Source organism: Pseudomonas lundensis (assembly GCF_015377145.2).
GTDB lineage: Bacteria > Pseudomonadota > Gammaproteobacteria > Pseudomonadales > Pseudomonadaceae > Aquipseudomonas > Aquipseudomonas lundensis.
Window position 1 is genome coordinate 3,777,885 of sequence record NZ_CP062158.2, and the last position, 12,824, is coordinate 3,790,708.

At 59.0% G+C, this 12,824-nt stretch carries 12 protein-coding genes; 4 read left to right on the plus strand and 8 right to left on the minus strand.

Annotated elements, in window-relative coordinates; all coding sequences use genetic code 11:
- The first annotated feature begins 64 nt into the window (after positions 1–64).
- A complete protein-coding gene (gene mltF / locus IF654_RS17815; protein ID WP_194862184.1) occupies positions 65–1,522 on the plus strand; it encodes a membrane-bound lytic murein transglycosylase MltF in 1,458 nt (485 codons plus the stop codon).
- A gap of 105 nt (positions 1,523–1,627) precedes the next feature.
- Here mltF and pdxJ read toward each other — a convergent pair whose 3' ends face one another.
- The 8 genes from pdxJ to lptF all read right to left on the minus strand — a co-directional run bounded on the left by pdxJ (position 1,628) and on the right by lptF (position 10,087).
- Complete coding sequence (pdxJ, locus tag IF654_RS17820; RefSeq protein WP_047277389.1) at positions 1,628–2,371, minus strand: pyridoxine 5'-phosphate synthase; 744 nt, start codon at positions 2,369–2,371, stop codon at positions 1,628–1,630.
- A 50-nt stretch (positions 2,372–2,421) separates the two neighbouring features.
- Positions 2,422–3,111 carry a DNA repair protein RecO gene (gene recO, locus IF654_RS17825; protein ID WP_047277391.1) on the minus strand — a complete coding sequence of 230 codons (690 nt, stop codon included), beginning with the start codon at positions 3,109–3,111 and terminating at the stop codon, positions 2,422–2,424.
- A gap of 137 nt (positions 3,112–3,248) precedes the next feature.
- A complete protein-coding gene (era, locus tag IF654_RS17830; protein ID WP_047277393.1) occupies positions 3,249–4,151 on the minus strand; it encodes a GTPase Era in 903 nt (300 codons plus the stop codon).
- The gene (gene rnc, locus IF654_RS17835) at positions 4,144–4,833 is read right to left on the minus strand and encodes a ribonuclease III (RefSeq protein ID WP_047277395.1); all 690 of its coding nucleotides are present in this window, start codon (positions 4,831–4,833) and stop codon (positions 4,144–4,146) included. The genes era and rnc overlap by 8 nt, the downstream gene beginning before the upstream one ends.
- Before the next feature lie 260 nt (positions 4,834–5,093).
- Positions 5,094–5,948 (minus strand): signal peptidase I, encoded by an 855-nt coding sequence (gene lepB, locus IF654_RS17840; RefSeq protein WP_047277397.1) that lies wholly within the window; start codon positions 5,946–5,948, stop codon positions 5,094–5,096.
- A 5-nt stretch (positions 5,949–5,953) separates the two neighbouring features.
- A complete protein-coding gene (gene lepA, locus IF654_RS17845; protein WP_047277399.1) occupies positions 5,954–7,753 on the minus strand; it encodes a translation elongation factor 4 in 1,800 nt (599 codons plus the stop codon).
- A 161-nt stretch (positions 7,754–7,914) separates the two neighbouring features.
- Positions 7,915–8,976, minus strand: coding sequence for an LPS export ABC transporter permease LptG (gene lptG / locus IF654_RS17850; protein WP_047277402.1), 1,062 nt, complete (start codon positions 8,974–8,976; stop codon positions 7,915–7,917).
- Positions 8,969–10,087, minus strand: coding sequence for an LPS export ABC transporter permease LptF (lptF, locus tag IF654_RS17855; protein ID WP_047277403.1), 1,119 nt, complete (start codon positions 10,085–10,087; stop codon positions 8,969–8,971). Before lptF ends, lptG begins: the two co-directional genes overlap by 8 nt.
- Before the next feature lie 320 nt (positions 10,088–10,407).
- Here lptF and IF654_RS17860 point away from each other — a divergent pair, with 320 nt between their 5' ends.
- From IF654_RS17860 to IF654_RS17870, 3 genes are read left to right on the plus strand one after another with little or no spacing between them, the layout of a single operon-like run.
- Entirely contained in the window at positions 10,408–11,898 is a 1,491-nt protein-coding gene (locus tag IF654_RS17860) for a leucyl aminopeptidase (protein ID WP_047278353.1), read from the plus strand.
- Between the two features lie 59 nt (positions 11,899–11,957).
- Positions 11,958–12,398 carry a DNA polymerase III subunit chi gene (locus IF654_RS17865; RefSeq protein ID WP_047277408.1) on the plus strand — a complete coding sequence of 147 codons (441 nt, stop codon included), beginning with the start codon at positions 11,958–11,960 and terminating at the stop codon, positions 12,396–12,398.
- 7 nt (positions 12,399–12,405) lie between these two features.
- Positions 12,406–12,789, plus strand: a complete 384-nt coding sequence (locus IF654_RS17870) for a DNA polymerase III subunit chi (RefSeq protein WP_083333285.1) — start codon at positions 12,406–12,408, stop codon at positions 12,787–12,789.
- Positions 12,790–12,824: the final 35 nt, after the last annotated feature.

Consider the following 12,824-nt stretch of genomic DNA (forward strand, 5'->3'; position numbering starts at 1 on the left):
GTTATCAGAATGGCTACATATTGTCGAGATATGGCACCCGCCCTGCTTTGCGTATACTGCGCGCATGTTTTCTCTATCAGCAATCCGCCCGCGCTGCGCCAAATGGCTCCTCGCAACCGGACTCTTCCTGATGCTCGGTGCCTGCGTTGAAAAACCCAGCACTCTGGAGCGTGTAAAGGAGGACGGGGTACTGCGGGTCATTACTCGTAACAGCCCGGCCACTTATTTTGAAGACCGCAACGGCGAAACCGGCTTCGAATACGAGCTGGTCAAACGCTTTGCCGACGACTTGGGTGTCGAACTCAAAATCGAGACCGCTGACAACCTGGATGACATGTTTACCCAGTTGGGCCAGCCTGACGGCCCTGTGCTGGCTGCTGCCGGACTGGTCAGCAGCGAGAATCGACTCAAACAAGCCAAGTTTTCCCACCCATACCTCGAAGTCACGCCCCAGATCATCTACCGCAACGGGCAGTCGCGCCCTACCTCTGCCGCTGATCTGGTAGGCAAACGTATTACCGTCCTTAAAGGCAGTTCCCACGCAGAACAGCTTGCCGAACTGAAGAAACAATACCCTGGCATTGAATACGACGAATCCGACGCCGTGGAAGTGGTCGACCTGTTGCGCATGGTCGATGAGGGGCAAATCGACCTGACCCTGGTGGACTCCAACGAAGTGGCCATGAACCAGGTGTATTTTCCCAATGTGCGCGTAGCGTTTGATCTGGGTGACGCCCGCAGCCAGCGCTGGGCGGTGATGGCAGGCGAAGACAACAGCCTGCTGAACGAGATCAATGCTTATCTGGACAAGGTCGAAAAGAACGGCACGCTGCAACGCCTCAAGGACCGTTACTACGGCCACGTGGACGTACTGGGTTATGTGGGCGCCTACACCTTCGCCCAGCACTTGCAGCAGCGCTTGCCCAAGTACGAAAAATTCTTCAAGGATGCCGCCAAGAAAGAAGGCATCGACTGGCGCCTGCTGGCGGCCATGGGCTACCAGGAATCGCTGTGGCAACCGACTGTCACCTCAAAAACCGGTGTTCGCGGGCTGATGATGCTGACGCAGAATACGGCGCAGGCCATGGGTGTGGCCAATCGGCTGGATGCCAAGCAAAGCATTCAGGGCGGCGCTAAGTACCTGGCGCTGATCAAAAGCGAGCTGGACGACGACATCCAGGAGCCAGATCGTACCTGGTTTGCCCTGGCAGCCTACAACGTCGGCGGCGGGCATCTGGAAGACGCACGCAAACTGGCCCAGAAAGAAGGCCTGAACCCGAACAAGTGGCTGGACGTCAAAAAGATGCTGCCCCGCCTTGCGCAGAAGCAGTGGTACAGCAAAACCCGTTATGGCTACGCCCGCGGCGGCGAGCCCGTGCACTTTGTGGCCAACATCCGTCGTTACTACGACATCCTGACATGGGCCACGCAGCCGCAGCTTGAAGGCGACCAGGCGGCTGACAGCAAGCTGCACATTCCCGGCATCGACAAGACCAAGCCCAAAGAAGAACCCCAGCTGTAGCGGCGGCTCTTCATTGCTGCTGCGGTTCGAGGCGGCTTATCCGGCGATCAAGTGCCTGTCGCACCCGCACCGCGCAGTTTGCGCCGCTTGAAAGCGTAAATGCCCTCAGTGCCTGGCGGCTGCCACAATCAACGCTTTCATTTCCGAGACGGCTGATTTGAAGCCTACGAACAGGGCATGCGCCACCAACGCATGACCGATGTTCAGCTCATTGATGCCTTTGATGGCGGCCACGGCCTCAACGTTGTGGTAATGCAGGCCATGCCCGGCATTGACGATCAGCCCTTGAGCCAGACCACAGGCCACGCCTTGCGCTACCCGTTGCAGTTCTTGCGCCACCTCGGCGGGGGTTTGCGCATCGGCATAACGACCGGTGTGCAATTCAATCGCCGGCGCACCGACTCGCTTCGATGCCTCGATCTGACGCTCATCGGCATCGATGAACAGCGACACTTCACAGCCAATCCGGCTCAAGCGCTCAACCGCTGATTTAATCCGGGCTTCCTGCCCCGCCACGTCCAACCCACCCTCCGTGGTCAGTTCCTGACGGGTTTCAGGCACCAGACAGATGTGCGCCGGACGAATGCGCTCGGCAAACGCCATCATTTCTTCGGTCACGCCCATCTCGAAATTCATGCGGGTTTGCAGCACATCCTTGAGCAACAACACGTCGCGCTCTTGAATGTGGCGGCGGTCTTCACGCAAGTGCACGGTGATGCCATCGGCGCCCGCCTCTTCAGCGTCCAGCGCGGCCTTGACCGGATCAGGGTAACGCGTGCCCCGAGCCTGACGCAGCGTGGCTACGTGGTCGATATTCACGCCGAGAAGGATGCGATTGCTTTGGGTCACGAGGGCTCTCCTGAAGAGTTGAAGATTCGGCGCACAGCATACCGGTCTATTCAGGGCTTGCGAAACAACTCACGACTGGCCAGGGGCTTGCCCGCCAAGTGAACCGCCAATGCCTGGCGCATCAAACGCTTGGCCGCCGACAACGCACCCGCGGTGGTCCAGTCAGCCTCGGCCATGGCCTGTAGCTCAGCGCCGTGAAACAACCCCGGCTGTACCAGATAAATGCGCTCCAGCCCGGCATCGACCTGCAAACGGTACATGCCGTCACTGGCTATCGGCTCACCCTGAATGTCCCGAGAAAGCGAAAACCCGTACCCCAAATCATCCAGCAAGCGCCATTCGAAGGCCCGTAGCAGAGGTTCCAGCGGTCGACCTTCGGCCAACGCCAGGAGGGTGGCTGCGTAGTGATCAAAGACCGCGGGGTGCGGGTCTTCAGCCGGTAGCAAGCGCACTAACAATTCATTGAGATAAAGACCGCTGAATAACGCTTCGCCATTGAGCCAGGTGGACACCCCGGCGCTCTCCATGCGCCCGACGTTTTTTAGCTCGCCGCGCCCGCGAAACTCGATTTCCAGAGGGACAAAAGGCCGCGCCAACGAACCGGCCTTGCCCCGCGCACTGCGCAGCACTGCCCGCAAACGCCCTTGCGGCGTGATGAAATCCACCAGCGCACTGGTTTCACGGTAGGGGCGGCTGTGCAGGACGTAGGCAAGTTGCGCGGCAGGAGGGGAACTGGACATGGCAGGCACGCCTCTGTGAAAACGAAAAGCGCCCTCACCTTGCCTCTTGGGGAAGAGGGACTGGAAGTAAAAGCACATCTACGCAGCACTGCTGCTCCCCCCGTTCCTGCAGGAACGGGGGGAATGAAAAGCTGCCGTTACAGGTCGCCGTAGCCCAACGAACGCAAGGCGCGCTCGTCGTCGGACCAACCACCCTTCACCTTCACCCACAGGTTAAGCATGATTTTGGAGTCGAATAGCAGCTCCATGTCCTTGCGCGCTTCAGTGCCAATACGCTTGATGCGCTCACCCTTGTCGCCAATGATGATTTTTTTCTGGCCGTCACGCTCCACCAGAATCAAGGCATGGATATGCAGGGTTTTGCCCTGCTGCTTGAACTCTTCGATTTCGACGGTGATCTGGTACGGCAGTTCTGCACCCATCTGGCGCATGATCTTTTCGCGGACCAGCTCGGCGGCCAGGAAGCGGCTGCTGCGGTCGGTGATCTGGTCTTCTGGGAAGAAATGCTCGTTTTCCGGCAGGTGATCGGCAATCACACGCTCAAGCGCGTCCAGGTTATGGCCGTGCTGAGCCGAGATCGGGATGATCTGCGCGTTCGGCAGTTGCGCCTGCAGCCAGCTCAGGTGCGGCATCATCTCGGCTTTGTCTTCGATGCGATCGGTCTTGTTCAACGCCACGATCAGCGGGCCGGTCACGTACTGCACGCGCTCCAGTACCATCTGGTCTTCGTCGGTCCACTTGGTGCGGTCCACGACAAAGATCACCACGTCGACGTCTTTCAACGCTGCCGAAGCGGTTTTGTTCATGTAGCGGTTCAGGGCTTTCTCGCCACCCTTGTGCATGCCCGGGGTGTCGACGTAAACCGCCTGCACACTGCCTTCGGTTTTAATGCCGAGCATGTTGTGACGAGTGGTTTGCGGCTTGCGCGAAGTGATCGCCAGCTTTTGACCGAGGATATGGTTGAGCAGCGTGGACTTACCCACGTTTGGTCGGCCAACAATGGCGACATAGCCACAGCGTGTTGCAGTTGAATCAGTCATGGCCATTCTCCACGCCAAGGGCAATCAGTGCTGCAGCGGCCGCTACCTGTTCGGCAATGCGACGGCTCACACCCTGACCCCGGCTTTTTTCATTCAATAAGGCAATTTCGCACTCTACAAAGAAGGTGCGGCAATGCGGTTCGCCCTGGATATCCACCACTTCATAACGCGGCAGCTCACAGGCACGCGACTGCAGGAACTCTTGCAGTCGGGTTTTCGGATCTTTGTTGGTGTCGACCAGGGTCAACGTCTCGAACTCGCTGGCCAGCCAGGCCAGTACGCGGTCGCGGGCCACTTCCATGCCCGCATCCAGGTAGATGGCGCCGATCAGCGCTTCAAGGGCATCGGCCAGAATCGACTCGCGACGGAACCCGCCGCTTTTCAGCTCGCCCGAGCCCAGGCGCAGGTACTCGCCCAACTCGAAACCACGGGCCAGTACGGCGAGGGTTTCGCCCTTGACTAGGCGGGCACGTAAACGCGACAGCTGGCCTTCGCGAGCCAACGGGAAGCGATCAAACAGCGCTTCACCGGCTACAAAATTGAGGATCGCATCACCGAGAAACTCAAGACGCTCGTTATTGCGCCCCGCGAAGCTGCGGTGTGTGAGGGCCAGAACCATCAGTTCCTGGTCCTTGAAGGTGTAACCGAGCTGCTGCTCTAAACGATTTAATGAAAAACTCACGATTTACCCACGCTGAGTTCGTGGCCGAATGTCACCACCGGACCGATATTAGGGATCAGTGATGCTCGTTTATCGCATAGCAAATGGACGGGGAACAGGCTGTTCGCCGCCGTCGCACTTAACGCTTTGTTCAAATCCACATCCTGAATACTGTTGCCGCCGTGCCTGACGCTGCACGGCGGTTGTAAGAACCGTCAGGCCGCCGATTTATACGGCCACCTGAAAAGCATTCGGCGCTGTTATTAACAGCGCCGTTTTGGCTACTTGATCAGACCCACTCGCGAGAAGTTCGGCAAATGGCTCATTTTCGGTTCGGGCCAGCTCATCCAAACAGCGAAGGCCTTGCCGACGATATTCTTGTCGGGGACCATGCCCAGCTCGTCTTTGGGAATGTTCGGATCATCCCAATAACGGCTGTCGTTCGAATTGTCGCGGTTGTCACCCATCATGAAGTAATGCCCGGCCGGAACCGTCCATTCATGATCAGGCGGTGTGCGGTAGCGGCTCATTTCCTTGCGGATCATGTGCTCCACTTCGCCCAGTTTCTCTTTGTACAGTTGTGCGCTGCCCAGCGTGCCGGGCTCGGCCCCCACCAGCGTCTCGGCAACCAATTGATCGTTGACGTAGAGCTTTTTGTCGCTGGTGTAACGGATCTTGTCGCCCGGCAGGCCCACTACACGCTTGATGTAGTTGACGGTCGGATCGCTCGGGTAGCGAAACACCATCACATCGCCCCGCTGCGGATCACCCACTTCGATGACTTTCTTGTCGATCACCGGCAGGCGGATCCCGTAAGAAAACTTGTTCACCAAAATGAAGTCGCCCACGTCCAGCGTCGGCTTCATCGAGCCGGACGGAATCTGGAACGGCTCAACCAGAAACGAACGCAGCACCAGCACGATGAACAACACCGGGAAAAACGACTTGCCGTATTCAACCAGCAGCGGTTCTTTGTTGAGCTTCTCGACCACCTGCATATCGGCCGGCTGGACGCTGGCCTGATAGTTGGCAACAGCCTTGCGCCGGCGAGGCGCCAGGAAGACCAGATCGAGCAGCGCCAGCAAACCGCAGACGGCTACAGCAATGACCAGCAACAGCGGGAAATTTAGTGACATAGGACCTAACTATCCAACCTGAGCACTGCAAGGAAGGCTTCTTGTGGAATTTCCACGTTACCCACTTGCTTCATGCGTTTTTTACCGGCCTTTTGCTTTTCCAGCAGCTTGCGCTTACGGCTAACGTCACCACCGTAGCATTTGGCCAGTACGTTCTTTCTGAGTGCCTTGACAGTGGTTCGCGCCACAATCTGCCCGCCAATGGCGGCCTGAATGGCGACATCGAACATCTGACGCGGAATCAGTTCTTTCATTTTTTCGGTCAGTGCACGCCCTTTGTAGTGAGCGTTGTCACGGTGAACGATCAAGGCCAGTGCATCGACCTTTTCACCGTTGATCAGCACGTCGAGCTTCACCAGGTTGGCAGACTGGTAACGGTCAAAGTGGTAATCGAGCGAAGCATAGCCGCGACTGGTGGATTTGAGACGGTCGAAGAAGTCCAGAACCACTTCGTTCATCGGCAAATCGTAGGTCACTTGTACCTGTGTGCCCAGGAACAGCATGTCGTGTTGAACGCCACGCTTCTCAATGCACAGGGTAATGACGTTGCCCAGGTGCTCTTGAGGCACAAGAATGTTGGCACGCACGATAGGCTCGCGCATGTCTTCAATCATGGACAGGTCCGGCAGCTTGGACGGGTTGTCGACGTAAATCGTTTCACCGGTCTTGAGCAGCAACTCGAAAATAACGGTTGGCGCGGTGGTGATCAGGTCCAGGTCGTACTCGCGCTCCAGGCGCTCCTGAATGATCTCCATGTGCAGCATGCCGAGGAAGCCGCAACGGAAGCCGAAGCCCAGTGCGTCGGAGCTTTCCGGGGTGTATTGCAGCGACGAGTCGTTCAGCGTGAGCTTTTGCAGCGCATCGCGGAAGTCTTCGAAGTCGTCGGAGCTGACCGGGAACAGACCGGCGTACACCTGCGGCTGAATGCGTTTGAAGCCGGGCAGGACGTCCACATCCGGGGTGGAACTCAAGGTCAGGGTGTCGCCCACTGGCGCGCCGTGAATGTCCTTGATACCCGCGATGATGAAACCTACTTCACCGGCTTTGAGGTCGGCGGTCGCCGTGTGCTTGGGGTTGAATACACCAACGCTGTCCACCAGGTGGATCTTGCCGGTGGACTTGACCAGAATCTTGTCGCCCTTTTTCACACGGCCGTGGCGCACGCGAACCAGGGACACAACGCCCAGGTAGTTGTCGAACCAAGAGTCGATGATCAACGCTTGCAGCGGATCTTCGATGTTGCCGGTCGGTGCAGGAATGGTGTGCACCAGACGCTCGAGCACTTCATCGACGCCCAGGCCGGTCTTGGCGCTGCACGTTACGGCGTCGGTGGCATCGATACCGATGATCTTCTCGATTTCTTCCTTCACCCGATCAGGATCGGCTTGCGGCAGGTCGATCTTGTTCAGAACCGGCATGACCTCAAGGCCCTGCTCGATAGCGGTGTAGCAGTTGGCGACGGACTGGGCCTCTACGCCCTGCCCCGCATCGACCACCAGCAAGGCACCTTCACAGGCCGCCAGCGAACGGCTGACTTCATAGGTGAAGTCAACGTGGCCGGGGGTGTCAATGAAGTTCAACTGGTAGGTATTACCGTCTTGCGCCTTGTAATACAGAGTAACGCTGTGGGCCTTGATGGTGATCCCGCGCTCACGCTCGAGGTCCATGGAGTCCAGCACCTGGGCTTCCATTTCACGGGCAGTCAGGCCGCCGCACATCTGGATGAAACGATCGGCCAGCGTCGACTTGCCATGGTCAATGTGGGCGATGATGGAGAAATTGCGGATATGACTCAAATCACTCACGGGTCAACACTCAAAAAAAGTCGCAGGCAGACTGCCCGCCGAAAAATAGCCGGGAATTGTACCTGTGATCGCGACGAGCGTCACGTTTACAGGCCAATGCTCCCCCACAAAAAAGCCCCTGTCGCGGGACAGAGGCTTTTGGTTCGAGCTTTACAGGTCGATCAACCCGCCCGTCGCAACAGCCAGACGCCCGCCAGGGCGCAAATGAGGGCTGGCAATATCACCGCAAACAGCGGGGAGAAGCCAAACACCAGACTGGACGGCCCGAGAAGGTCTTGCGCGATCTTGAACGTGAAGCCCACCAGCACGCCGGTAAACACACGCTGCCCCAGGGTCACCGAGCGCAACGGGCCGAAAATGAAGGAAATCGCCATCAACACCAGCGCGGCAGTGACCAGCGGCTGCAACACCTTGACCCAAAATGCCAGCCAGTAACGACCGTTGTTCAAACCCTGGTCTTTCAGGTAATGGATGTAATTCCACAGACCGCTGATTGACAGGGACTCAGGGGCCATCACCACGGTGTTGAGCAACTGCGGGCTCAAGGCCACGTCCCAACGCTCCACCGGTGCGCTGACCACTTCAGTGCTGCGGTCATGGAACAGCGTGGTATTCACATCCGTGAGCTGCCAGTGATCTTTGTCGAACTCTGCCTTTTTGGCGAAGCTCGACGACAGCATGTGGCGCTCGTCGTCAAAGCGGTAGCGCGTAACGCCAAACAGCGTGCCGTTCGGCTGGACGGCGTTGATGTGGATGAACTCTTCACCCTGACGGTGCCACAAACCGTGCTTGGAGCTTTGCGCATCACCGCTGCCCAGCGCCAGCGCCCGATTGGCCTGCGCCATGGTTTCAGTGGCAGGTGCCACGTATTCGCCCACCAGCACGCCCGCCACCATCAGCACCAGCATGGGTTTCATGACCGACCACACGATACGGCCGATGGACACCCCAGCCGCACGCATGATGGTCAGCTCGCTGTTGCTGGCCAGACTGCCCAGCCCGATCAGGCAGCCGATCAGCGCCGCCATTGGCAACATGTCATACATGCGCCGCGGTGCCGTCAGCAGCACGTAGCTGAGCACGTCCATCACGGTATAGCTGTCGCTGATGTTGCCCGTCTCGTCGATAAACGCAAACAGCGACGCCAGCCCCAAAATAATGCCCAGCACAGCCAGGATCGCCAAAAAGACGCTGCTACCGATGTAGCGGTCGAGCTTACCCACGCGTCATCTCCTTCACGCTACGGCGACTAGCCAGCTTCAAGCGCAGCGGCTCCCAGTACAGCAACAACAGACCAATGGCCAGGAACAGCGCATGCACCCACCACAGCCCCAGGGTGGGCGACAACTTGCCTTTTTCCAGGGCACCACGGGCCGAGATCAGAATGGTCAGGTAACCCATATAAAGAAGAATCGCCGGCAACAGCTTGAGGAAGCGACCCTGACGCGGGTTGACGCGTGACAGCGGCACGGCGATGAGGGTCACGATAAACACCAGCAGCGGCAATGAAATACGCCATTGCAGCTCGGCAATTGCCCGCGGCTCGGGGTTGCCAATCAGGTCGAGGGTCGGGATTGCGTCGCGGTCGGTCACTTCATCGCTGGCATCTGGCTTGGGCAACAGCACGCCATAGGTGTCGTACTTGATCGCGCGGTAATCGGCCAGACCCGGGTTACCGTCATAGCGGTAGCCATTATTGAGAATCAGCCAGCGACTGCCATCGGGACGGACTTCCTGATGGCCTGTTTCGGCCACCAGCACCGAGATGCTACGGTCCTTGGCGTCCTGACCCAGGCTTTTTTGCGAGATGAACACGCCCGAGAGGTTGGTCCGGTCATTGGTCAGCTCTTCGGTGTAGGTCACGCGCGAACCGTCGCTCAACGCCTGGAAGCGCCCAGGCACCAGCGTGTCGAACTCGGTCAGTGCATCTTGCTTGTTCAGCAACAGCTGAAACTGGTTCGCACCCTGCGGCGCCAGGCTCAGGCTCAGCCAGGCCACGATCAGGGCCACGAACGCCGCCGGAATCATGGTCAGGCCCAGCAGGCGCTGCTGGCTCATGCCCGTGGCCGAAAGCACGGTCATTTCGCTTTCGAGGTACAGACGGCCATAGGCCAGCAAAATACCGAGAAACAGCCCCAACGGCAGAATCAGCTGCATGAAGCCCGGCAGACGGAAGCCCATGATCAGGAACAGGGAACCCGGGTCAAGAGCGCCAGAGGCAGCCTGTGCCAGGTACTTGATGAAGCGACCGCTCATGATGATGACCAGCAGCACAGCGCTGACAGCGCTCAATGTAAGCAGGACTTCGCGGGACAAATAACGGAAGACGATCAAACCAGACACTCCAGGGTCGTCAGGCTAAGGCGGCCAAACAAGCGGCGTTACCAGTGGGTCAGGCATTCATCATAGATGAGCCGGGCCGACTAAAAAGATGGCGCATTATCCTGTGAATGACCTCGCCTGTCACTGCGCTTGCTTACCCAAGGTTACAAAGCAGCCATTGCAGGCCACGCAAGGGTTGTCAGCCGCGACCGACGGGGTTCAAACTGCCCGACTAGACGCAGCCCCGCTTAGACAGGTGAAGCGTTTCATCCATAAGCACTCAAACCCACGCGTTTGTGCGCACGTTGACCATTTGATTCAGGGACCCGGACATGGAACTGGTTGTAAAAAGCGTTAGCCCAGAAACGTTGAAAACGGCCACTCTCGTGGTCGCCGTCGGCGAAGGCCGCAAGCTCGGCCCGACCGCCAAGGCCCTCGACGAACTCACCGGCGGCGCGATCAGCGCAGTCCTCAAGCGCGGCGACCTCGCCGGCAAGACCGGCCAAAGCCTGTTGCTGCATACCCTGCCCAACATCAAAGCCGAGCGCGTGTTGCTAGTGGGCACGGGTAAAGACGAAGAATTGGGCGACCGCCCGTTCCGGAAAATCATCAGCGGCGCCCTGAGCGTCCTTAAAGGCCTGGGTGGCAGCGAGGCGGTCTTTGCCCTCGACGAACTGGTGGTCAAGGGCCGCGACAGCTACGGCAAAACGCGCCTGCTGGCCGAAACCCTGGCAGACGGCGATTACACGTTCGACCGCTTTAAAAGCCAGAAAGCCGAACCCCGCGCCCTGAAAAAAATCACCCTGCTGACCATCAAGGCCGCGCAGGCGGAAGTACAGCTGGCCGTGACCCACGCCCAAGCCATTGCTGCCGGCATGTCCTTCACCCGCGACCTGGGCAACCTGCCGCCGAACATCTGCCACCCGACGTTCCTGGCCGAACAGGCCAAAACCCTGGGCAAGACGTTCAAGGGCCTGAAGGTCGAGATTCTCGACGAGAAGAAAATCAAGGACCTGGGCATGGGCGCGTTCTACGCCGTTGGCCAGGGCAGCGACCAACCGCCCCGCCTGATCGTGATGAACTATGCGGGCGGCAAGAAATCCGAAAAACCGTTTGTCCTGGTGGGCAAAGGCATCACCTTCGACACCGGCGGCATCAGCCTCAAGCCGGGCGCGGGCATGGATGAAATGAAGTACGACATGGGCGGTGCTGCCAGCGTGTTCGGCACCCTGCGCGCCGTGCTCGAACTGAAACTGCCGATCAATCTGGTGTGCATTCTGGCCTGCGCCGAAAACATGCCCAGTGGCGGCGCGGCCCGTCCGGGCGACATCGTGACCACCATGAGCGGTCAAACCGTTGAAATCCTCAACACCGATGCCGAAGGCCGTCTGGTGCTGTGCGATGCCCTGACCTACGCCGAACGTTTCAAGCCACAAGCGGTGATCGACATCGCCACCCTGACTGGCGCCTGCATGGTCGCACTCGGGGCGCACACCTCTGGCCTGATGGGCAACAACGACGAACTGATCGAGCAACTGCTGGACGCGGGCAAGCAAGCCGATGACCGCGCATGGCCATTGCCGCTGTTCGACGAATACCAGGAGCAACTGGACAGCCCGTTTGCCGACATGGCCAACATCGGCGGCCCGAAAGCCGGCGCCATCACCGCGGGCTGCTTCCTGTCGCGTTTTGCCAAGGCCTATCACTGGGCTCACCTGGACATCGCGGGCACGGCCTGGGTCAGTGGCGGCAAGGACAAAGGCGCCAGCGGCCGTCCCGTGCCATTGCTGACGCAATACCTGCTCGATCGCGCCAACGCTTGACACTGTTGATCGCAGGCTGCGCCGCTTGAGGGCGGCGCAGCCCCGATTCAGGAACCGCAATGACCTCTGAAAAAACCAAAGTCGACTTTTATATCCTGCCCAGCGCAGACCCGGCAGCGCGGCTGGATTTCGCCTGCAAACTCACCGAAAAAGCCTGGCGTCTCGGGCATCGGGTGTACCTGCACTGCAGCGACGCGGCTCAGCGCGACGACCTCGATCAACGCCTGTGGCGCTTCAAGGGCGAGAGTTTTGTGCCCCATAGCCACGCCGAAGACGAACCCGATGGCGTGATCGTCATGGGCATAGCCGATGCGCCTGCCAGCCATCAGGACCTGCTGATCAATCTGGACCTGAAAGTCCCCGAATCCTTCAAGCGTTTCGCCCGCGTGGCGGAAGTCGTGGTCGAAGACCCCGCCGTTCGACTGGCGGCACGGGAGAGTTTCCGTTTCTACCGTGAACAGGGCTATCCTCTGCAAGACCACAAGTTACAACGACTCTGAGCACACGATGGACACCCCCAATTCGCCGAAAAAAGCTGCACACCTGCTCGATGATCTTGAGTCCATTCGCCAACTGCTGGACGACGAAGGCCTGCAACCGCCGCTGCTGACCGAGATGGTCGGCGAACAAGGCACGCAGATCCCCTTGCTGGACGAGGTCTTTGAACCCACACCTGCGCCCGTGCCAGCCGCGCAACCACCGCTCGCCAGTGCGCCTGCCGTCGACAAGGCCCCCGACGCCTTGCTGGTCCATCTGGACAGAGAGCTGCGCACGGCCGCGCAAGCGATCATGCAAGACGTCATCAACGACTATGCCCCGCACATCGAATCCGAAATCAAACGCCGCCTCGACGCACACATGGAGCGCCTGATCAGCCAGCATCAAAACTGATGCCCGATCCCTGAGCGCCTGATGACCTGTAATCG

What these genes read in the sequence shown, in the direction of transcription:
- mltF (WP_194862184.1), top strand. Translation starts at nt 65, where the DNA reads ATGTTTTCTCTATCAGCAATCCGCCCGCGCTGCGCCAAATGGCTCCTC.
- recO (WP_047277391.1), bottom strand. Translation starts at nt 3,111, where the DNA reads ATGTCCAGTTCCCCTCCTGCCGCGCAACTTGCCTACGTCCTGCACAGC.
- era (WP_047277393.1), bottom strand. Translation starts at nt 4,151, where the DNA reads ATGACTGATTCAACTGCAACACGCTGTGGCTATGTCGCCATTGTTGGC.
- lepB (WP_047277397.1), bottom strand. Translation starts at nt 5,948, where the DNA reads ATGTCACTAAATTTCCCGCTGTTGCTGGTCATTGCTGTAGCCGTCTGC.
- IF654_RS17860 (WP_047278353.1), top strand. Translation starts at nt 10,408, where the DNA reads ATGGAACTGGTTGTAAAAAGCGTTAGCCCAGAAACGTTGAAAACGGCC.
- IF654_RS17865 (WP_047277408.1), top strand. Translation starts at nt 11,958, where the DNA reads ATGACCTCTGAAAAAACCAAAGTCGACTTTTATATCCTGCCCAGCGCA.
- IF654_RS17870 (WP_083333285.1), top strand. Translation starts at nt 12,406, where the DNA reads ATGGACACCCCCAATTCGCCGAAAAAAGCTGCACACCTGCTCGATGAT.